The following is a 24154-nucleotide window of genomic DNA, read 5'->3' as shown; positions in this document are numbered from 1 at the left end:
AAACCTAAAAAAAATATTATGAAAACTTACTCATTTCTAATTATTGGCCTTGTAAGTATACTTATCTCGTGCTCCTCTAATTCTAATGAAGAATCTGGTGGTCCAACGGCAGCAGATGATTCTCTTTCTGTTACAGAGAATAGTAAATCTGGTGATAATAACCAAATAGATGTGTCTGTAAATGATAATATTGGACCCAATGGAGGTGATACAAATAATTATAGTTTAGCAAGCTCTCCTGTAAATGGAAATGTTACAGAAGTTAGTGATGGCGTTTTTGAGTATGTACCTAATTCTAACTTTTTTGGAAGTGATAGTTTTACCTATAGAATAATAGATAAAGATGATAATGGCGTTACAGCTACAGTTGCTATAGAAGTAACTGAAAATCAAGGGCCATCAGCTGAAGTTTTTGAAAATATAAATCCTGATTTTCCTTCTTTCGTATCTATAGAAGATACCACTCCAAATGATAAAAAATGGGTTAAAGTAGATGCTCTTTCAGATGAATTTGAAGGTCTTTTGGATATTTCTAATGATCCAAATGATACATCAAAAAAGTGGTATAATTCATTTTGGAATTATGGCGGAACTCCTGTTTTTATGAGGTCTGAGAATTCTTATACAGAAGATGGTAATCTTTGTATTCAGGCAACATTAAGGAGTGATCCAAATTGGTTTCAAACTGCAAGAGTTCATTCAACTACTAAAATAAAGTATCCTATGTATACAGAATGTAGTATGAAAACCGCTCATATCTCTGCTTTTAATACTTTTTGGATGAATAATGGTGATATTGATGATAGAGATGAAATAGATATTGTAGAAAATAATTCTAAACCAACAGAAGATTGTGTAAATACTTCTATGAATACACCAAATTTTCCATGGACTACAAATTTATTTCCAACACAAATGAACTCACAATATTTTATAGCTAAAAACGGAGTTACAGAAAGACATGAAGATAATTATGATACAAGATGGTTGTCTGATGAAAATCCGAAAAAAGACAAAACTTGGAACGAAGATTACCATATTGTAGGGTGCTGGTGGATTGATGAGCGTACCGTTCAATTTTACCTAGATGGCGAGCCTGCAGGAAAAGTTACTACAAATCAAGATTTTACTTTAGAGTTAGAGCTTATTTTTGATTTGTGGACTGCTGATGAATGTTTCTTAGGAGGGTTGGCAGATAAAAATGATTTGGCTGATAATACAATTAATACTATGAAGGTTGATTGGGTTCGTACTTGGAAACTAGAAGATAAATAGCTTTTAAAAGTTTACACATTATAAAATTTATTGAGAAATAATAATGAGTTTGAGTTAAGTTTAGTTTTAAGTAAAGGGTATGGGTAGGGCCATGCCCTTTTTTAATTATTATTGTTTAAGTAGAGGGTTATATTTATATTCCTTACTCTTCATATAATCTTTAACCATTTGGTGCTTCTTTTTAATTTTATTGCCTTTCTCTAAAGATAAATCGCAGTCAAAGCGTACAAAATGATACATAGGGTATAGTTTATGACTAATTCCCCATGTTATACCTTGTCCTGGTTGTTTATTGCTATCTGTGAATTTCCCAGGCCTAAAGGCACCGCCGCCCATAGGAACAGTTACACCTTGTATTACTGGGTAAAAATTTATTCCATCTTCAGAAAATAAGATACTGTTTCTTTCTGGTCCCTCAGGTAATGTAGCGCATATACCATTACGGTATGGCCAAACCATACTACCATGCCCTCCCATTAATACAGGATTATATTTTGATTTAATGTACGGTCCTTTAGGAGAGTTCGCTATAGCAACACCAGTTGCTAAGGGAATGTCGGCATGTTTTTTATTATATTTTCCAGATGTTATGTTAGGAGTCCAAGGTAACCGGCTATGACTTTTGTAGTATAAAAAATACTGTCCTCCTTTAACAATAAAAGTGGGTTCATGAATAACTTCTCCATCCCAGCTATCTTCTGGACCAGGTTTTAAAATGGGTTCGTCCAGAGGCTCCCAAGGACCTGCTGGGGAGTTTGCTACAGACATGCCAATTACATTAGGGGTAAAATCTCCAGATGTTAAAAATAGTTTAGACCAGCGAGCATCTTTTATACTTTTAGCAGCCTGGTATGCTAGATAATATTTACCATCTGCAAATAAAATCTCAGGGTTAAAAACGCTACGATGATCGTAGCGCCCTTTTTTACCTCTAGAAATTGCAATTCCTTGCTCTTCCCATTTATATCCATCAATAGATGTAGCAAACCATACATCACACAAATCCCAGTGAAAAGCTCTTAGAGAATCTGTTGCGTTATTGGGGCCAACTACTTTAGTGTTTTTTTGTGGTTTAGAGTACCACATATAATATAGCCCGCCATCTTGTATAATACTAGATGGGTAATAACGTTCAATGCCTTTATCAAAATCAAATCCTTCTAGTTTTTTATAACTAAACTGGGTGTTAAATTCATTATACTTCTCATAATGGATATGATTTTCACGAAAACGCTTATAAGAAGAACTCTCATAGGTTGTTAGATGGTTGTTTTTACATGAAAATAAGTTTATTACAATAAGTGTTAAAATAAATGAAACACCTTTTTTTAGTAGGTTAGCTGTCATGATATTGTTTGTTTTTTTAAACACAGAATGCTACCCTTATTAACTATAAGCTAATTTTTTAATTTATTCTCCTTTAGCTCTGTGTTGTTTTTTTGTTTTAGATGTATAACTCATAATACTTTGATAATTCCAACTATTGTATATATGAGATAATCCCCAACGTAATATTTCTGTAGGTTCTTTTTCATTATCGGAGGTTCTATTTAAACCAATAGCATGAGCACTAACTCCTGGTATAACAGACATTATCTCAAAGTTAATACCATCTGGCGCCCATTGAATGGTGTTTTTCTCTGGGCCATCAGTTGTAATTAACGCAGCAATACCTCCGTTGTATGGCCAAACGCAAATTTCATGTCCGCTATTACTAATAGGGTTATAAGGAGACTTTATATAAGGCCCTTCTGGTTTGTCTGCTATGGCAAGCCCATGACGTATTTGTCTTCCTCCAAATGTAATTTCTTCTCCCATTTGTTCTCCTTTATAATAAAGATGAAATTTACCATTGTAAGGTATAATACAAGGATCATGTACTTTATGACTATCAAAATCACCTTTGCGTTCCACAGCAAATCTATCTTGTTTTTCACCTTTCCATATGCCATTATCCGCAGGACTTAATATTGGCTCTTTACTTTTTGTCCAAGGTCCATCAGGAGAATTAGACCATGCTAAACCAATTTGGTTTTTAACACGTACTGTATATGGAGACTTTACAGTTTGGTAGCACAAATAGTATTTGTCTTCATGTTTCATGATTTCTACTGTAAATACAGACCTATCGTCATACGCACCTGCTTTTCCTCTAGGTACCGCTAGGCCTTCTTCTTTCCAAGTTTCTCCGTCTTTTGATGTTGCATACCAAATATCGCAACGATCCCAAGGAAATACTTTGTCGTTTTCAACATCGCCTCCAAACCCTTGTGTAGGCCCAGTACTTTTAGAATACCATACATAAAATTTTCCGTTTTCTTTTATAATAGCGCTAGGGTCTCTACGTACAACACCTTCTTCATAGGCTAAATCTCCTTTTAATGGACTTAAGTTAGAAAATTCTACAAACCAATCATTTCCAAGATCTGTAGGCCACATTAAGGCTCTTTTAGATGCTGCACTTAAATGGTTTATATCTGTTATACCTAAATGGTCTATTTGTTCCTGAGTTATTTTAGAAAAGTCTATATTATTTACCTTAGTTGGGGAGTTAATTTGTGCACTAGAACTAATCGTAATTAACGTTGTAATAAAGGACAGGAAAATAATGCTTCTTCTTAATTTCATTTTGTAATATTTAATTTATTATAAATCTTAGAGTTATTTGTTTAGTTGTTGAGATTTAGAATTTTGATGTTCTATATTTTAGGAATATTTAAAAATCTAAAATGCATTTGATTTTACCTTTTTTAATTCTTCTGCAATAGTTTTATTGAACATGAAATACTTTCTATTAAATCTTTGTACTAAACATGATATCTGCACAGCATTGCCATATTGATAAATTTTTAACTAATTTTTTATACAAAAATCACTTTAATATGGTAAACACCCCTTGTTTTTTGATGAATTAAAACTGAACATTACCAAAAAGCAGCATAATTATAATAGATAATAACTAATCAAATATTATATTGACATAGACTTAAACATCATTTTATTTGTTCAGTATAAATTTCAATACTGTCATTTATACATTTATTATGAATTAAAATTTTATGGCTATGAAAAAGGGTATGAGTTTACAAAAAATGTTTAGTATTATTTTTTGCATATTTTGTATGTACATAAATGGTCAAGAACCTTATGTTACTAATAAATATATAGAAAAGGCTAAGCATTTAACAGAGAAAAACATAGATAGTGCTGTTTATTATTTAAATAGTGGAATTGATTTTTATCGTAAAGAAAATGACACTTTAAATCTTATAAATAGTATTTGCCAACTTTCTGCACTTTACAGTAATATACTAGATTATGGAAAATCCTATGATGGTTATTGGGATGCATTAATTCTTGCCGATTTGTCTAACGATAATATTTCTAAGTCTATGATTTATAGAGAATTAGGATGGTTGTATAATTCTTACAGAAGAGAGGAAGAATCTTTAGATTATTTTAATAAATCTTTAAGGCTTAAAAAAGAGTTGGTTAAGGAAAATAAAATAGGAGTTGATTATTTAGTTAGTAATTATTATGCAATTGTTAATTGTTATCGTATAAACAATAACTTAAAAATGGCTAAAGTTTATTTAGATAGCTGTATGCTATCGCTAAAAAAAATAAGTCCCTATGAAAAATCATTTTATGTAGAGTCCGAAGCGGCTTATTATAATGCAGTCGTAAAAGGAAACTATAATGAGTCTCTTAGTAAATTAAATAATGCTAAAGAGTTTTTTGAAAAAAATGACCCTTCATACTTAACAGTTATTTATTATTTGTTTGGTGAAATATATACATTAAATGGAGATACAACACAAGCAATAAATTCTTTTAAAAACTCCCTTTCTTTTTCTGAAAAGTATAATAAGCATTTAGGATACAAATTATTTAATTATAATATTTTATCAAAATTGTATTCTAATAAAGGTAATTATAAAGAGGCATTTGAATTTAAAAAGAAAGCAGAAGAGTTAAATGAAAAAATATTTGGGCTTAATAGTAAAAATAACAAGCATTTAATAGAGATAAAAGATAAATACAGATTACAAAAAGAAAAGGAATTAGAAATGCTTAATGAAGCCAAGATTCAAGAACTTGAAAGTCAAAAAAGGATTAGTTTTTTACGAAACATTTTAATGGCAGCTGCTTTTGTTTTTTTACTACTGTATGGGATGCTTTTTTTTAGGAATTTAAGGAGAAAAAATAATTTAGAAAAAGAGAAGATTAATGAAGTTATGAAGTTAAAAAATAGAGAGCTTACGACTTCAGTATTACAATTAATAGAAAAAGAAGAGTTTATAATTAAATTAAAAAATAGTATTGCCAAGAATGATGCTATTGACGTTAGAGCAATTCATAGTATGGTTAATAGCTTTCAAAACTCTATTGGCGATAGCTGGAAAGAGTTTGAGACTAGGTTTATTTCTGTTAACCAAAATTTTTATAAAAACATGAGAAAAAAATATCCAAACTTAAGTCAAACAGATTTAAAGTTATGTGCTTTACTTAAACTAGGTTTTTCTAGTAAAGAAATGTCTTCTTTGTTGGGTATTACAATAGAAAGTGCACATACCTCTAGGTATAGATTAAGAAAAAAATTAAATTTAGAAAAAGGAACAAACCTTGCTAAATTTATGGCAAATTTTTAGTAGTCTAAATGGATATATTTATCCCTTAAAAAAGATAAGATATAGTATAAATAAAAAGGGTTGTATACTAGTATACAACCCTTTTACTTTTAGTAAACTATTATTTGATTTATGGCCTAACAGGTACTTCTGCTAAGAAAAAGTCATCTAAATAGAAGACAAGAGCGTTATCATGAAATTCGTTGAATCACTTTAGTTTACCAAGTGATGTCACGACCAGGTCCCGCATCAAATATTTGATTTTGGTAAATCCATTGCCCCGTAAGTATATAAGAAGTAAAAGGGTTGACCATAAATAAGCCAACCCTTTTTCTAACTTAACTAACTCAATTTTTATGGTCTTACGTTAAGTTGCCTTAACGCCATCCCGTCGATAAAAAACTTAATAGGACTGGCATAGTTCGCGTTTTGTCCTCTTATTAAGAACTTTGAATTTGCAGTATTACCAGGTATGAAAGTTGCACTTTGGTAAATCCATTCACCAGTTGGCATGGACGATTCAAAAACTGTACCAACTACATCTGAATAATTCCAGCTAGCATCATAAAATCTAATATCTGATGCTGCATTATCTACCGGAGCATTAGGAATTGGATCTTCTAAATATAGCCAATAGCTAATTTCATACGTTTTTCCACCTTCTACTGGAAATTCTGTATTAGCGGAAATAATCATTCCTCCATTAGGTCTAAAATTTATAGACATACCTTGAGCTCCTTCAAATGCAAGATTTGCATTAATTTGTATATCATATTCACCCCAGTTGCCTCCCCAACCTTGGTATGGCCAGTCGCCTCCGCCACTTTCAGGGCCATTAGCTGTGGTAGATTCAAAACTATAATCAACACCATTAGAAACAAAAAGGTTTTCTGGAGTTGGGAACTCAGTCACTTGTGCATCAATAATAGGATCAGAAGCAACTTCATCAGTAGTTGTTAAACTACCAGGTGTATAGGTTACATAAACTAGATCGTCAATATAAAATGGTGTGCCGTCTAATTCAAGAAAAATTATGGTTGCTTCATCACTATCCACAGTAGCAGATACAACTGAAGGGTTAAGTACAATAGGATTCATTGCATCCTTATTGTTTTCTATTCTAACTGTAAAATCACCAGCGTTAACTGTAGCGTCATCAATTTCTCTACTGAACTCTAAACCAATTTTATCATCTACTTGAAAAAGTCTATCTAAAGTAACTGGTTCTGTAGAAGGAATCACCTTTATTAATTTTTCATAGAAAAGGGTATCGGCATCGGTAGGACGAAATCTATCAGCTATGTATTGTAAATCCCAAGAACCTAACTTACTAAATTTCATATCTACAAAATCATCTGTTTCCTCTTGCGGAAGTAATTTAGGATTACCACCTTCAGAAGACCAATTTACATTTTGAGGCTCTCCAATTGCGGTATAACTCAAACGAATGGAGTTACTCGCTTCTAGTTCATGTTCTGCGTTATCTGCTAAATTTAGTTCCGTGCCAGTACTACCATCTTCATTAACTCGATAGGCCTTTAATACTGAAGTAATTGAATCTATTACGGTTACTACAATGGTTGTATCTAACTCTCTAGTATCGCTTGGCTCTGTACTATCATCATTACGAAAAACATTTCCTTTAAACTTTTGGTTTAAGATAACATCGTAAACTCCTGCTTTATTAAAAACTGCCTTAATAACTTTTTCAGATGAAGTAGTACCACTTCCTCCAGAAATAATACTTCCATTGCTTGGAAGTGTCCATATTCTAGATTCAACACCTCTTGAAATATCACCGAAATCAATATCTGCACCAACGTTTATTGTATTAGAAAAGTCTTGTTCTGATGTTACAATAATGCGATGGCTTACATCATTTATATTCAAATCTTCTTGCTCTTCGCAAGCTACAAATAGTAGACTCATGACAAAGAGCATGCTTAAAAATTTATTTTGTTTCATATCTAGCTATTTTAATTATTGATATTTGGATTGTTTAACGCTTCTCCTGTAGGAATTGGGAAATAGTCGTGTTGTTCGGATTGGTAGTTATCAGCAGACAACACAAAATCTGGTCGAACAAATCCTGATATAAATAAAGGTGCTTGACCTTCACCCGAAACATCCAAGTTCTCCTCACGCCAAACTTCATCAGCACGTAATTCGTCAAAAACCTCTTTAACAATACCCCAACGAACTAAATCTTTGTAACGATGTCCTTCAAAACAAAGCTCTATTTTTCGTTCTACTTTTCGAATATGTTCCATTACTGTTTGCGCATTAGGATCAACAAAAGTTAGGTTCCCACCATTAACTTGAGGACTCACGTGAAACGCTGGAAACTGTCCACCATTCATATCCATATATTGCTGTAAAGTATATACACCTGCACGACTTCTTACCATATCAATATATTGAATGGCTGTCATAAAATCACCACTATCATTGATTATTGCTTCAGCATACATTAATAGAATATCGGCATAACGAATATGTCTAAAGTTTATTCCACTACGTCCCATTAGAGGTTCTGTTTCCATATGATACCAGTTAGAATGTTTTTTTACGAAGGCACTTATTCCACCACCCCATGCAGCTGGTGATTCAGCAAATGGTTCTAAATAATAATCCCCTTCCCCGTTTCTTGGAGCAATGGTATAATTCATTCTACGCGATTCTAAATTACCGTCGTTAATTGGGTTGTTTGGATCTACCTCGTCATGCACTAACAACTCATGTAAACTATACGAAGTCAAAACTGTGTTAAAAGCACCATGATTAAGAGTTCCTATTTCATTAGAAATGGCAGTTGCCTCAGATCCTATAACGCCAGTTGTAGTATCGTCTTTAAAAGCACCGCCAGCTCCTGGCACTAAATCGAACGAAAAGTTTACTTCAAAAATAGATTCTTCATTAAACTCGTTAAAGTGCGTAAAATTATCTTCAATATTACGTGTTAAATCGTATATACCAGAATCTATTACTTCTTTGAATAAAGTTGCTGCTTTATCCCATTGTTGGTCATACAAATATACTTTACCTAACATTGATGTTGCCGCTCCCCATGTAGCTCTACCTACTTGATCTGCTTCCCATGATTCTGGCAAGTTGTTCATTGCAAATTCAAGATCTGGAATAATTATCTGTGTATTAACTTCAGCAGTACTTGATAATGGTTGATTCAATTCTGCCAACGTTTGAGCAACTCCATCATGTATCATTGCACCCCCATAGGTGTGTACAATTTGGAAATAAAAGAACGCTCTCAAAAATCTCACTTCCCCTTCAATTTTTGCTTTAGCCTCATCATTTAAAGTATCTTCCTCAACTCGTTCTAACTGAGTAAGTATGGTATTTGCTCTAAAAACACCCAGATACAACTCTTCCCACTTGTTAGTAACGTGATTTTGAGCGTTATTATACGTTAAATTTCTGAAAGGAGCAGGACGATACCAAGGTTGCGTACCGGCTATATCTCCTAGTACGAATTCCTGAACCAATTCAGAACCACTTACCCCTCGGTTTTGTAAAGCACCATACACTGTAGTAAGCGCAGAATTAAAATGGGTCTCTGTTTTCCAAAAATTAGCTTCTGTAAGCGCATTTGGATTTTGTTCGTCTAAAAATGTGCTTTCGTTACAACTAGTAATAACTAGCGCAAGAAGAGCAAGACTTTTTATTATTATTTTATTCATTGATTTCATAGTTATTTTTTTTAGAAACTTAATTGAACTCCCATCATAAACTGACGAGCGATTGGATAATTTCCATTATCTACTCCTCTCTCAAATAGATTATTACCACCTACCTCAGGATCATAACCCGTATAATTGGTAAACGTAAACGGATTTACAGAAGATAAGTATAATCTAATTTTTTCTAATCCATAATCTTGTGTGTTCGGAACAGTAAATCCTAAAGACATGGCTCTAATTCGCAAATACGTACCATCTTCTAAGAACCAATCTGAAAATGGTTGTACGTTAAAGTGTTGGTTACCTCTATGGGTAGGAATATCAGAGTTTGAATTCTGTGGAGTCCATTGAAAAACTTGATCTTGATGACGCCCTCCCTGATAAGCCAGCACCTTATTACCATTATATATTTCTGTACCATAAGCCATATAACCTTGAACCGAAAAATCCCAATTTTTATAGCCAAAGTCAAGATTTAAACCAGCTTCCCATTGTGGAATACCAGAACCAGAGAATACACGATCCAAATCATTAATGGCACCATCACCATTAACATCTTTAAACTTTATATCTCCCAATTCAGGAGAACCAATAGTTGATGTATTTAGGGCTTGGTACTCAGCCAATTCTTCCGGTGTTTTAATAACGCCATCATGTTGGTATAAATAGAAAGACCCAGCCGGATTTCCTAATCTTAAAATAGTTGTTGCAAGATTACTAGTACTACCATCAAAATTCCTGATTCTACCTCCATTAGGACCAAGTATTTTACCATTTAAATTGGTAATCTTGTTATCGTTCAGCGTCCAAGTTCCAGAAATTCCAAATTTAAAATCGTCACCTATTGTACCTTTATAGTTAACAGCAACCTCAACACCCTTATTTACCATGTTACCAGTATTGACTGGTATAGAACCGTATACATTTGTTGCTCGCGGTTGCCACAAACCAGCGGAGGGAGCAGTTTGTTCATTAAGTAACATATTCTCCTTGTCATTTTTATAAACATCTGCTGTAATGTTTAACTTATTGTTAAACATGCCCAACTCAAAACCAATATTGGAAGAAACTTGAGTTTCCCATTGTACATCAGGGTTTGCAAATCTACGTTGCACTAAACCGTTTTGTAAATTTTCATCGACACCAAAAGGATAGTTGACCCCTGATTCGATTACGGGTATAAATGCATAATCATTAATACCGTTAAATCCTACTTGTGCCCAACTACCACGAATTTTTAAATTGCTAATAGCATCTACATTAAACCATTCTTCATCACTTACATTCCATCCTGCTGAAAAACCATAGAAGTTTTCGTATCTACTCTTTGTAGGAAATTTAGAAGAACCATCACGTCTTAGACTGGCACTAAAAAGATACTTGCCATCATAATTGTATTGTATTCTACCTAATTTACCTGCCAAAGTATTGGCATTTCTATTTTCACTTGGAGTAATTGGGCTGGCTCCTGCATTTAATACCTGTACATCATTAGATGCATCCTCAGCAAAAACCGTACCTGTATTCAGGGTTCTGAATTGGTATTTTTCATAAGAGGCAACTGCTAAGAAATCTAAATTATGCTTTCCAAAGGATTTTTTATAATTTAAAATGTGTTCTATAGTCTCTCTTTTAGAAAACCACTGATTGTATTGCAAAGTGGCCTGTGGTGTGGAACCGGATACAACCGGATCTCCATTACGGTCGAAAGCTAAATACTGAGGCTGAAAGAATTTTCTAAAATTTTGACCTTCATTACGACCAATATTTAATTTGTAACTCAATCCATCTAAAATTTCGTACTCCGCATTTAAAGAAATACTATTGCTTCTATTTTCTCTATCATCAGTATTATCTAGCTGACGTGCTAAGAAGCCATAAAATATTGCGTTATCCACATCATCTAATTGTACTGTATTTTGACCATCGGTTTCAAATGCACTAAAAGGAGCAGTGTGAGGAGGGTTACCTATAGCAAATCCAAAGATATTCCAAGGTTCTTGTTTACGATTTTCTGTTGTTAAACTAGCAGATGCAAAAGCTTTAAATCTTCCTTTAGTAAATTGCCCAGTAATACGGTTTGTTAAACGATCAAAATCTGAATTGATTAAAGTACCTTCTTGCTTGTAATACGTAGTATTATAATTGTAGGTTAGGTTTTCTGTACCTCCAGATAAGTTTACATTAAAATTTTGTACAACAGCATTATCGTTTAGTACTTCATCAACAAAATTCGTATCCCAATCTAAGGCGTTAGAATTTATTCTAAATGTTTGTGGCTCAGTACCATTTACTTCCTCAGAAGTCTCCCTAACGTAGAGATAATCGGTAGTGTTTGATAATGCAGTTCCCGAAGTAATGTTTTGGATACCTGTAAACATATTTACATCTACCTTCATTTTACCTTTTTTACCACGTTTTGTTGTAATCAAAATTACACCTCCTGCACCACGCACTCCATAAATAGAAGCTGATGCACCATCTTTAAGAATATCGATAGACTCAATTTGTTCTGGAGCCAAATTAGGATTACCCTCTTGTGGGATATTATCTACTACATATAATGGCTCTCCTCCGTTTAAAGAAACTAATCCACGAATTTGCACGTTAGAAGCTTCACCCGGACGCCCACTTGCAGCTTGGATGTTTACCCCAGCTACTTTACCTTGTATGGCAGCACCAATATCAGATACAGCAACTTTTACTAATTCATCAGAAGCTACTTTAGCAACAGCACCAGTTACTTCCTTTTTCTTTTGGGTTCCGTACCCAACAACAATTACCTCATCTAAGGCTTGAGAGTCTTCTTGCATTGCAAGGTTTAGAGTTTTTGTGTCAGCTGTTACAACACGTTCTATGTTCTTAAAACCTAGATACGAAAATAATAGAGTCTCGCCAGCCGTGGCAGAAATAGAATAATTTCCGTCAAAATCCGAGACTGCTCCATTATTGGTGCCTTTAACAATAACGGTAACTCCAGCTAAAGGAATTTTTTGATCGTCTGTAATTACACCGGAAATTGTTTCTTGCGCATGCACCCAGCCTATTCCTAGAAATAGAAACAGCAGCAAAGCATTTGCTCTAATAAGTTTTAATTTTTGTTTTTTCATAATGATGAGTTAGATAGTTAGCATTTTAATACCATTATCGATATGGTATTAAAACTGGTTTAACATTAAATTTTTAATAATTATTAGGAAATAAAACTATCAAATTATCATTTTAGGCTTGTAACTTGTACCCTGAATAAAAAATAGACATGTGCTTTAGAGATGTCTTTACTTGTTTTTATTTACTTAAAAATGGGTTTTCTATATGCTGTTTTATAGCTTTCTTTTGAAGTAAAACAATTTTTATGTGTTGGGTTTTTATTTTATTTAAAATACGCTTGTATTTTATAGCTAATACTAATTTTAAAGTACTTATTTAGATAATGGAATAGATACAATAAAGCTCGTGTCTATTTAAGAAAAATTATGCGTTCAGTTTTTGATCAGCTATTAATTTTTTATAAAAATTTTATTTACGGTAATAATTTATGGCAATTAAAAACCATAAAAATTTTAAATTAATACATGTAAATTACATGTTACAACTAGCAATATTGAATACAAAACTCTTAGTTTATGAATATTTTTGCGGTTTATGCCTTATTAATAATTACCAAAAAGCATAAAGCCTTTACATTTCTGTAAAGGCTTTATGCTAAAAAAAGAGTTAATGTACTACAAGTTTTTTTTCAATAATAAAATCTGTTCTAGCTGTTATGTTAGATTTAGCGTAATCAAAATAAATTGTTTCATTTTCTTATAAATACACTATTAGGAATGTTTTAATATGTAGTATATTTAGTAAAGTATCTTTTTTTAAGAATAGTAAAATGTATTATAAACTAAGTATTTCACTTTTTTTCTTTTCTGTAATAATTTTTTCTCAAGAATCTGTAAAGTTTAGTCATATAACAACCCAAGATGGGCTTTCTCAAAATGACATAAATGCAATATATCAAGACAGTAAAGGGTTCTTATGGTTTGCTACCCATGATGGACTTAATAAATACGATGGATATAGTTTTACATTATACTTGCCAAATACTAAAGACCCTCATAGTATAAACAGTAATCTAGTATATGAAATTGTTGGCGATGATAAAGAGAATCTATGGATTGGTACCACAGGTAGTGGTATTAATTATTTTGACCAAGACAAAGAAACTTTTACCGAATATAAGCATGATGATGATGATAGTTTTAGTTTGATTAGTGATTATGTAACCACTATGTTACTAGATAGTAAAAATAGGTTATGGGTAGGTACTTCAGAAGGTCTAGATATGGTAGACTTAGAAAAATTTGAAGGTAATTTAAAATTTAACCACTTTTATCCAGAACAAAATGTAAGTAATAGGTTCCCCAAGTCTTATACAATTAATTCTATTTATGAAGACGGTAATGGAAAAATTTGGGTAGGAACATTGCAAGGTTTATTTGTAATGTCACGAAATAAAGAAGGGGATTATTACATGAACCAATTAGAATTGGGTTTTGGTATGCCAAGAACTGTTATTGGAAGTATAGGGGAAGATAAATTTGGGAGACTCCTTGTAGGTTCTGGTGATGGTGTATATATAAGTAAAGACGCAGACAAATCTGAAGTTCAATTATTACGCAGAGCGTTTTGTATTGATTTATTGGTAGATAATACAAATGGAATATGGGTAGGTACTAATGACGGCTTATTATCTTTTGAAAACGAAAATAAAAACGAATTGCCAAAATTAAATGGACACTATAAATATGACTCTAAAAACCCTTATAGCTTAAGTAAAAACGTGGTAAAGTCTTTATTCATGGATAAGACAGGCATTATCTGGGTTGGTACTAATGGAGGTGGGGTAAATAAGTATGATGCGCAGAGGAAACAATTTCAACATTTTAAGAAAAATTTAAACACTAATAGTTTAAGTTATGATAAGATTAGATCCATTTATGAAGATAGTAATGGTTCTTTATGGATAGGAACAGAGGGCGGAGGGTTAAATATGCTTTTAAAAAAAGACGATGATGGTAAGTACGATAAATTTCAAATATACCCTAAGATTAAAAAACCTTTTGCAATAAGCGAAACTATAAAAGATGGTAAAAAAACTCTTTTTGTAGGAGTAGAAGGGTATCCTGGTCTTCTTCAATTTGATATTACAGATCCAGAAAATGTTAAACAAAAAGGTGTAGATGAAGTTATAAAAATAGATAGGAGTGTATTTTCTTTATTAACAGATGCAAAAAAGAATATATGGATAGGCACCTATGGGAAAGGTGTTTTTAGATGGACTATAAATAAAGAAACTAAGAAGTATATAAATGAAAATTTTACAAATGTAAAATATAAGCCTAATACCATTTCTGATAACATTATTAGGAACATATATGAAGATAGTAAGGGCAATATTTGGTTTGGTACCGCTAATGGTTTAAGTAAGTTGTCTTCAGAAGAGAAATATAAAAAAGATTTAAATTTTACGGTTTATAAGAATAAATCTGATGAGATAAATTCTATTAGTCATAATTATATTTTATCAATACGCGAAAGTAAAGCAGGAGATTTATGGATAGGTACTTTTGGAGGTGGACTTAATAAACTAGTTCCTGGTAAAGATGGGGAAAAAGACACTTTTATTTCTTATACTCAAGAAGATGGCTTGCCTAATAATGTTATAAAAGGAATTTTAGAAGATGATGAGGGTAATTTATGGTTGTCTACCAATAAAGGCCTTTCTAGATTTAACCCTAAAGAGAAAATATTTAAAAATTATGATGTAAATGATGGTTTACAAAGTAATGAGTTTCAGGAACTAGCAGCTTTAAAGCGTAAAGATGGCGAAATGCTTTTTGGAGGAGTTAATGGTTTTAACGCCTTTTATCCAGAAAATATTAAAGAAAATACAAATAAGGTAGAGACAGTAATTACTAATTTTTTAATTTCTAATAAACCAGTACCAATAGGTGCTAAAGTAAATGGCCGTGTTATTTTAGAAAAAAGTATTGGAAAAACACAAGAAATTAATTTAAAATACAAAGAAAATAGTTTTTCTTTTGAATTTGCTGCATTACACTTTGCTGCACCAGAAAAAAATAGATTTGCATACATGCTAGAAAATTTTGATTCGGATTGGATTAAAACAACTTCCGATAAACGTTTTGCAACCTATACCAATTTAGAACCAGGAAATTATGTTTTAAAAGTAAAAGCCTCTAACAATGATGGTTATTGGGATAGTACACCTTCTACAATTAAAATAAGAGTAATACCACCTTGGTGGCGAACAAATGTAGCTTATATAATTTATGGCCTTATGGCAATTGGTGTTTTATGGTTGTTTTGGAGGTATACCTTTATAAGAACTACCAAGAAAATGCAATTAGAATTTGAATATAAGGAGAAAGAAAAAGCAGAAGAATTAAATAAAATAAAATTAGAATTTTTTACTAATGTTTCTCATGAATTTAGAACACCATTATCTTTAATAAAGGGGCCTTTAGAATATTTGCAAAAAAATTATGGCGAGCTAGCTCCTGCAAAAGCTCAAAAACAATTTAATGTTATTAAAAAAAATAGTGATTCTTTGCATAGGTTAGTAAATCAGCTTTTAGATTTTAGAAAAATTAATCAAGGAAAAATGAGGCTAGTAGTACGTAATACAAATGTCGTTGCTTTTGTAAAAGAAATTGCGGAACCGTTTCAATTTTTAGCCTACAAAAGAGTAATAGATTTTAAAATAGATATAAAAAAGGAACCTTTAATATCTTGGTTTGATCACGATGCACTAGAAAAAATAATGAACAACTTACTTTCTAATGCTTTTAAATTCACAAAAACTAATGGGAAAATAGAAATAGTAATATCTGAAGGAAAATTAAATACAACAGAATGTATTGTTATAAAAGTTAAAGATTCTGGTATTGGTATAGCAAAAGATAAAATTAAAAGTATTTTTGAAAAATTTCATTCAGAAAAAGGACAAGGAAAATTAAATTCAGAGGGAATAGGTATAGGTTTAGCATTTACAAAAAACCTAATAGAACTTCATAAAGGAAGCATAGATATTAATACAGAACTAAATACAGGCACAGAGTTTATTGTAAAACTCCCTAAAAATAAAGAAGCTTATCTTAATAGTGAAGAAATAAGCTGTAAAGAAGTAACAGATAATGATTACTTAATACGCTCTTCTGAGGCAGAATCTTTTGCAAAAGATTTAAATGATGAAATTGCGGACAATAACTTATCGCAAAAAAGTACTGAAAAACCCACATTGTTAATTGTAGATGATAATCATGAGATTAGAGATTTTATAAAAGATGTGCTAGAAATCAATTACACTGTTTATGAAGCAGAAAATGGAGAAAAAGGATTAGAAATTGCTAGGGATGTATTGCCTAATATTGTTATTAGTGATGTTCTTATGCCCGTTATGGATGGCTTAGAGTTTTGTGTTAAAATGAAAAATAATAAAGAAACTAGCCATATCCCAATAATAATTTTAACTGCAAAATCTTCTCAAGAAAATGAGTTAAAAGGGCTTCAAATTGGGGCAGATGATTTTTTAAAGAAACCATTTAATATAGAACTTCTAGAAGTTAAAATAAATAATATTATTAAGCGTAGAGAAAAACTAAGAGAGCGTTTTAATAAAGAAATAATATTACAACCAAAAGAAGTTGCAGTTACCTCTTTAGATGAAAAATTTTTACAGCAAGCTATGGATATTATAGAAAAACATATGATGAATACAGAGTTTAATGTAGAAATGTTAGTTAAAGAAATGGGCCATAGCCGTACCAATCTTTATATGAAATTTAAAGAACTTACTGGGTTATCTTCTGGGGAATTTATTCGTAACGTTCGTTTAAAAAGAGCGGTGCAATTATTAGAAAATAGTGATTTGCCAGTAAAAGATATTATGTATAAAACAGGGTTTAATACATCCTCTTATTTTTCTAAATGTTTTAGGAAACAATTTGGTGTAACCCCAAGCCAATATGTAAGAAAAAAACCTGCTATTAATACAAACGATGATTTAGTATAGTTTAAAAATTAATTAATAAGATGAAATTTTAAACTGTTATTATTAATGGCTGTTAGTATGCCAGCTTTAGTAGTTCCAATATTTATTTTTTTAACATCTTTTACATTAAAAGGCATATTGTAGCCACTATTAAGGTAATTCATAGGTTCAAAGATTCCTTGTTCTGTTCCTAATAAGAGCAAACCTATAGAGGCATCAGCTCTAGTGGTTTCTATTTCTACTTCAAACTTATTACCAGCAACCAATATATCTAGAATATTATCCTTATTAAAATCATGAACAACAATACCGTTTATTACAGAAAATTGAGCTTCGGCAGGAAGTTTTTTAATAGTAAATACGCCATTATTATTTTCTAAAATTACACTTGCAAATTCTTTAGCCTGCAATACATTTCCAGAACTTAAATTATCACCAACTATTTCTTTTATATCTGCCTTTGCAAATTCAGAATAACTTTTAAACTTTTTAGCAATTGTTGGCATTTGTTCAGAGGTGCATTGTAGTCCTCTTATTGGTACTTCTCTATTTTTATACTTTTTAGCTAAAAAAATGTCATTAGTCCCATTTTTATCAAAATCATTAGCGTAAACTAAAAAAGGATTTTTTGGGCTAGCCTTAAATTTATAATTTAGACCTAAGTTTCCTACAATAAAGTCTACATCTCCATCTTTATCATAATCTGAAGGAACAATTTTATTCCACCAACCATTTGTGTTTTCTAGGTTATAAGATTTGGTGACATTTGTAAATACTCCGTTGGTTATTTTAAAAATAGTAATAGGCATCCATTCTCCAACTAAGATAAGTTCATTAGTATTGTCGCCATCAATATCATTCCAAGTACCAGAAGTTACCATGCCAATTTTAGAGATTGTTGGTGCTACACTAGATGTTACATTTATAAATTTTCCGTTTTCATTTTTTAGCAAATAGCTATTGGGGGTAGAGGGGTAACTTTTAGGAATTAATCTACCACCAACAAATAAATCTAAATCGCCATCTTTATCATAGTCTAATGGAATTACAACAGAACCACTTTTATGTAATTTAGGGAGGCTTTTAGACTTAGAGAAAATACCTTCTCCGTTGTTAAGATATAGTCTGTCTTGTAACAGAGAATCATTTATAGCAAACTCATACCCACCGCTTACTACATATAAATCTTGATCATTATCACCATCTGCATCAAAGAAAACCGCGCCAACATCTTCTTTTTCTTTGTCTATTAAAAAAGAGTTTTGGTGTAACTTTTTAAAAGCTCCTTTTTTAGTTTGCGTATATATAGCTCCAGCTTGTCCGGAAGCGCCACCAATGTAAAAATCTTCTAGGCCATCATTATTAATATCAGTAACAGATAAACACGGACCGTTCTGCGATAATTTATGAGGCAATAATATTTGATCTTTAAAATCATTATACTCATTTTCTTTATGAATATAGGGTGGTGTTAGTAGATTTTTTGTTTTTTCTGATACTAGGGTAGTAGTAGAACCTATTTTTTTAGATGAAACTTTAGCATCTGTGTAATTAATACTTATTAGTTGATTGGTATTTATGTTTGAAATTACCTGATTTTTATTGTCATTCCATCTTACGTGGATACTATCTATTATTTTCTTTTTTCCAAGGCCAAAGTGTACTATAGGCTCTACAGAAGATAAATAACCACGTACAGTTTTAAATTCTTGAAATTGTATTTTATTATTATAGTATAAAGTTATTTTAGCACCCAAACCATTACTATTTTTTTTTGGGCCTTTTAGTTTTAGCTTTATAAAATTGTTATCTAATTTTTCTGCGTTGTTTTTATATATAAATGCTGGCTGATTGATGTTGTTTACAATGATGTCTAGATCTCCATCATTGTCTAAATCTGCAACGGCGGCACCATTAGAAAAGCTACTTTGATGTACACCCCATTCTTTAGTTTTTTTGGTGAATGTTAAATCTCCATTGTTTTTATAAATATAATTTGGAATTTTGTTTTCTTTAAATAGGTTAGTTATATGCCGTGCATTTTGTTCATTAGTATTTTTTCGTGCTTGTTGGCTTTGCATAAATTGCCTAAACGCTTTATTGGCGTCTTTATCCCATATATCCCTTTTAAAGCCATTCGTAATATAAAGATCTCTATAACCATCATTATCAAAATCGCTACCTAGGCAGGCCCAACTCCAATCTGTTTTAGCTACTCCTGATAGCTGTGAAATATCACTAAAAATACCATTGCCTCTATTAAGATGTAAATGGTTATGCATGTATTGGTAGTGAAACCCATTTGTGGTCATGTCATTAAAAAGCTTTGTATTCATAGAGGCCATGGTTGTTTTAGACCTCTCATAATCTTCAGGAGACATTTCTAATTGTATTATATCTTCAAAACCGTCATTATTAAAATCGACAACATCAACTCCCATGGCATAAAATGGAATATGGTTAAAATGAGAGGTTAATTTTTCTTTAAATTGTTTATTTCCTTGATTTATATATAAATAATCTTTCTCTAAATAATCGTTAGAAACAAAAATATCAGTATTTCCGTCACTATTAATGTCTGTAGTAGCTAAGCCTAACCCATACCCAAAATTATTTTTTATACCAGCGTTAATACTAACTTCTACATAGGTGCCATTTACATTTTCATATAATTTATCACGAAATAAATCTTCTTCTTTTTGTTTTCCTTGGAGGACTTGCTGATAGCCTAGAAAAAATTTATTTGGTCTGTTAGTTACATAAAGGTCTAAATCGTTATCCTTATCAAAATCAAAAAAAGAAGCCATTATGGAATACCCATTATCATTTATGCCATATTTTTTTGCCTCTTCTTTAAATGTAGTATCTCCTTGGTTTATGTAGAGTAGGTTTTCTCTATCCTCATCGGTATCATTGTAACCACCACGGCAAACATATATATCTTGTAAATTATCTCCATTTATATCGACCATTACAACACCATTATGCCACCCTTTATTATTACTAACTTTTGCACTTATAGAAATGTCTTCAAATTTAAAATCTCCTTTGTTTAAATAAAGTTTATTTGGCACTTCATTGCCTACAAAATAAATATCAGAAAGGCCATCATTATTAATATCTCCAACAGCAATTCCAGCACCATTATATACATAATTAAATATGGCAAAAAAGTTTTTAAAGTTTTCTTCTATATGGTTATTAAAAGTAACACCACTTTGTTCTGGAGATATAAGATAGAATAAGTTGTTTTCAAAAACTTCAGTTTTAGTTTCTATAGAGTTTTTAGTTCTTTTTTTACAGTTGAAGAATATAGTATTACAACTTATTAAAAGAGCAATTAAAAGTGAGTGTTTTTTCATTACAGTAATAAGTTATACAAGTAATTTAATAAAAAAGGTCTATTTGAAAATTCAAATAGACCTTATAATTTTTTAATATGTTTTATATTTAATCTATTCTGTATAAAGATACATCATCTATAAAAACCTGTACCCCATTAGCAGCTTCATTTGGCCTAAGAACGTGCCAGTAATTTCTGTTAAGATTTTCATCGCCAACGGTAGAGAATTCTAACGTATATTCTGTCCATTCTGTTGTTAATGTTTCATTAGCAGTATGTACATTAGACCAGTTTGGTGTTACCGATCTAAAATCTAAAGGAATACCATCTACAGATGCTTTTGCCCATATGCTTAATCTATACTCGCCCTCTTCTACAGCTTCATGACCTGTAGTATTAAGAATCCAGCCTGTTCCTGTACCGTCCATAGTTATTTGTAAACTATTATTTCCACTATGTTTGTCGGTATCTATAACAGCATATACTTCTGGGTTATTTGCAGTGCCATCCCAGTTACCCCAGCCAGTACCAGGAAAGCCACCTGGTCCATCAGATTCAAAACCAGGGTTTTTATCTTTTAATAGGTTAACTACATTATTTTCTATTGCCAAATCTACTATTGGCCCTAAAAGTTCTCCGCTAGCAGCAAAATCTCCACCCTCGTAATTTAGTGTAATTGTTTGGTTATCTACAGCAGGAGTTTCTAATATAATTTCATAAGTTATAGTATCATCTGACTTTACATTAACAGAAGAAATGTTTACTGCGGTATCATCTACCATAACTGTAAATTTTTCTGCATCTGTAGGCTGTAAATCTGCATCGTATGATAAAAATATTTTAGAACCTAACTCTGCTAATCTATTACTAGTAGAACCAATTACTTGTACATCTACAATTTTAATAAAATCTTCTTTTACGATTAAAGCTTTATCTTCTGGTGCGGAACGAAAAATTGCTAAAGCAACCGGATAATCTCCAGTAGTAGGGTATATTACCTTTGGGTTTTCTTCGGTACTAGTTTCTGGAATACCACCTGGGAAAGACCAAAAATATTGGTCTTTTTCTTGAGCATCTTCCCATTTAGATTCGGTGTATTCTGAAAGGTTAGTAAATGAGATTTCGGAACCCATTAATGCAGCATTTTTATCAGCACTAAACTCTGGTTTTATATGGTTATATACATCTACCTTAAACGAATTTTTTGTAATGGAACCATCTTCATGCGTTACCTCTAGTGTGGTTACATAGCCGACTGGGGTTCCTTCGTTAATTTCTGATGCTTCATCATAAGTAATTTCTATAATTTCCTCATCTGAAGTTTCTATATTACCTCCTTCAAAAGTCCAAATTCTTTTACTTACATTAAGGGAAGAATCTTGATATTTTATAGTTTCTCCTTCTGTAATTAAAGTGGTACTGGCTGTTGGTTTAAAGCTTATTTCTTTAATACCATCTTTAATATTAGATTCTGGCGTACAACTTATTGCTATTCCTAAAGGAATGGTTATAGCAAAAAGATACTTGCTGAATTTATTATTTATATAATTTTTCATTTTTTTGCGATTTTTTAGGTGAATTAATACCCTTCGTTTTGTTTTAAATTAGGATTTATTTCTAGTTCTGAACTAGGTATAGGCCATCTAATTTCAAAATCTTGATAATTTGGGCCTGGGTTTCCTGCTGTGCTCCAACCACCCTGATCAATAGCTAAAATAGTCTCCTTGTATTTTCCAAACCTAATAAGATCATTACGTCTCCAACCTTCAAAGCAAAGTTCTTTTCTACGTTCAGATAAAATTTCATCAGCATTTTGTTCTTGTGTTCCAAGAACCATATCTGGTACTGCAGTAGGAATATTTCTTACCCTTGATCTTATTCTATTTACGGTTTGATCTATGTCTATTTGTGTAAGTTTTCCTTGCCCATTTAAAGCTTCTGCATACATTAATAAAACATCCGAATATCTAATATAAGGATTGTCAAAAGGAGTATCATTAGCGTAAGCGTTTGGTTTTTCGGCATGTGTTTTCCAACCTCTCCAAGAAACTTTATTTGTTCCCCAATCATTAGGGTCAACTTCAACAGCTTCTTCTCTTGTCATGTTATTTGCATTGTGTACAGCTATATTATTTCTTAGTCTTAAATCATCTCTATCGTAAGAACTTTCAAATTCTTGGTTTATATAGCATGTACCCCATCCGCCACCATTAGATACGGCTCCATTTGGACCATAAAAAGTACTTAAATTTCCTCCTTCTTGTTGTCCTGGACCTTCCATAGGAAAAGCATAAACAATTTCATTGCTCTGCTCATAATCAAGTTTAAAAACATTAGCATAATTGTCTAACAAATTGTAAACTCCGCTTGCCATTACTTCTTCAAGCTCTTTTTCTGCAAGGGCAAATTTATCTGTTTGGTTTAAAGGAAAACCTGTCATTTGTAAATATACTTTTCCTAGTAAAGATTGTGCAGCTCCTTTTGTAGCTTTTGCACCACCTTGTTCTTCTGGTAAAATAGCTGAAGCAGCTTTTAAATCTGCAACAATAAAGTCATAAACTTCTTCTGGTGAAGATTGTGGTAAAATAGCATCTTCTACCGTTACAGTTTCATTTTTATGCAGTGGTATATTTTCAAAAGGAACTACTAAACCAAAATAAGCTGCAGCTCTACAAAATTTTGCTTCTGCAATCATTAATTCTTTTGCATCGTTACTTATTTGGTCTTCTGTCATAGCGCCAATTCTGTCAATAACACTATTAGCTATATTTACTGCGGTATATAACTCTTGCCATACATCAAGAACAGTATTGTTTGAAGGTGTTACTTGTTGTAAGAACATAAGTTTTCTGTCACCAGCCCAACCAGGAACAACTACTTCATCTGTAGCAATAGTTCCCCAATGAATTTGCCATGCAGCGTTAGTACCACCACCGCCAGAAGCTAAAGTATGTTGAATGGCACCATACGCTCCATTTAAATAAACTTGAGCACCTGCCTCAGTAGTTAATAAACCATCGGGAGTGATTTCAGAAGGTGGATTTTCCTCCACAAAACTTTCTGAACAAGATGATGCGGCTATAAGTGCCATCATCAAGAATACTATATTTTTTACTTTTTTCATTTTTCTAATTTTTTACGT

11 protein-coding genes are annotated in these 24154 nt (G+C 31.9%); 3 read left to right on the top strand and 8 right to left on the bottom strand.

Features of this window, described 5'->3' with window-relative positions:
- Positions 1–18 precede the first annotated feature (18 nt).
- Positions 19–1275 carry an Ig-like domain-containing protein gene (locus Q0820_RS03055; protein WP_298484978.1) on the top strand — a complete coding sequence of 419 codons (1257 nt, stop codon included), beginning with the start codon at positions 19–21 and terminating at the stop codon, positions 1273–1275.
- Positions 1276–1383: 108 nt separating this feature from the next.
- Here the strand turns inward: Q0820_RS03055 and Q0820_RS03050 are convergent, their stop codons facing one another.
- Both Q0820_RS03050 and Q0820_RS03045 read right to left on the bottom strand, forming a co-directional pair.
- Positions 1384–2622: a hypothetical protein gene (locus Q0820_RS03050; RefSeq protein WP_298484976.1), complete on the bottom strand. Its 1239-nt coding sequence runs from the start codon at positions 2620–2622 to the stop codon at positions 1384–1386.
- Positions 2623–2685: 63 nt separating this feature from the next.
- Positions 2686–3903 (bottom strand): family 43 glycosylhydrolase, encoded by a 1218-nt coding sequence (locus tag Q0820_RS03045; protein WP_298484974.1) that lies wholly within the window; start codon positions 3901–3903, stop codon positions 2686–2688.
- Between the two features lie 437 nt (positions 3904–4340).
- Here Q0820_RS03045 and Q0820_RS03040 point away from each other — a divergent pair, with 437 nt between their 5' ends.
- On the top strand, positions 4341–5927 hold the full coding sequence (locus tag Q0820_RS03040; RefSeq protein WP_298484972.1) for a tetratricopeptide repeat protein: 1587 nt from the start codon (positions 4341–4343) through the stop codon (positions 5925–5927).
- A 333-nt stretch (positions 5928–6260) separates the two neighbouring features.
- On the opposite strand, the gene Q0820_RS03035 is transcribed toward Q0820_RS03040, so the two are convergent.
- Genes Q0820_RS03035 through Q0820_RS03025 form a run of 3 tightly spaced genes read right to left on the bottom strand, consistent with a single transcriptional unit; the run spans position 6261 to position 12714 of the window.
- Positions 6261–7871 (bottom strand): hypothetical protein, encoded by a 1611-nt coding sequence (locus tag Q0820_RS03035; protein WP_298484970.1) that lies wholly within the window; start codon positions 7869–7871, stop codon positions 6261–6263.
- Positions 7872–7882: 11 nt separating this feature from the next.
- Positions 7883–9613: a RagB/SusD family nutrient uptake outer membrane protein gene (locus Q0820_RS03030; RefSeq protein WP_298484969.1), complete on the bottom strand. Its 1731-nt coding sequence runs from the start codon at positions 9611–9613 to the stop codon at positions 7883–7885.
- 11 nt (positions 9614–9624) lie between these two features.
- A complete protein-coding gene (locus tag Q0820_RS03025; protein ID WP_298484968.1) occupies positions 9625–12714 on the bottom strand; it encodes a TonB-dependent receptor in 3090 nt (1029 codons plus the stop codon).
- A 770-nt stretch (positions 12715–13484) separates the two neighbouring features.
- On the opposite strand from Q0820_RS03025, the gene Q0820_RS03020 reads away from it, so the two are divergent.
- Positions 13485–17690, top strand: coding sequence for a two-component regulator propeller domain-containing protein (locus tag Q0820_RS03020; protein ID WP_298484966.1), 4206 nt, complete (start codon positions 13485–13487; stop codon positions 17688–17690).
- A gap of 8 nt (positions 17691–17698) precedes the next feature.
- Here Q0820_RS03020 and Q0820_RS03015 read toward each other — a convergent pair whose 3' ends face one another.
- From Q0820_RS03015 to Q0820_RS03005, 3 genes are all read right to left on the bottom strand, one after another.
- On the bottom strand, positions 17699–21031 hold the full coding sequence (locus Q0820_RS03015) for a VCBS repeat-containing protein (protein ID WP_298484964.1): 3333 nt from the start codon (positions 21029–21031) through the stop codon (positions 17699–17701).
- A gap of 88 nt (positions 21032–21119) precedes the next feature.
- A complete protein-coding gene (locus Q0820_RS03010) occupies positions 21120–22568 on the bottom strand; it encodes a carbohydrate binding domain-containing protein (RefSeq protein ID WP_298484962.1) in 1449 nt (482 codons plus the stop codon).
- 23 nt (positions 22569–22591) lie between these two features.
- The gene (locus tag Q0820_RS03005) at positions 22592–24136 is read right to left on the bottom strand and encodes a RagB/SusD family nutrient uptake outer membrane protein (RefSeq protein ID WP_298484961.1); all 1545 of its coding nucleotides are present in this window, start codon (positions 24134–24136) and stop codon (positions 22592–22594) included.
- Positions 24137–24154 lie beyond the last annotated feature (18 nt).

This window comes from uncultured Maribacter sp. (assembly GCF_947495965.1).
Classification (GTDB): domain Bacteria; phylum Bacteroidota; class Bacteroidia; order Flavobacteriales; family Flavobacteriaceae; genus Maribacter_B.
Note: the sequence above shows the minus strand (reverse complement) of the source record. Positions and strands in the feature narration are given on the sequence as shown.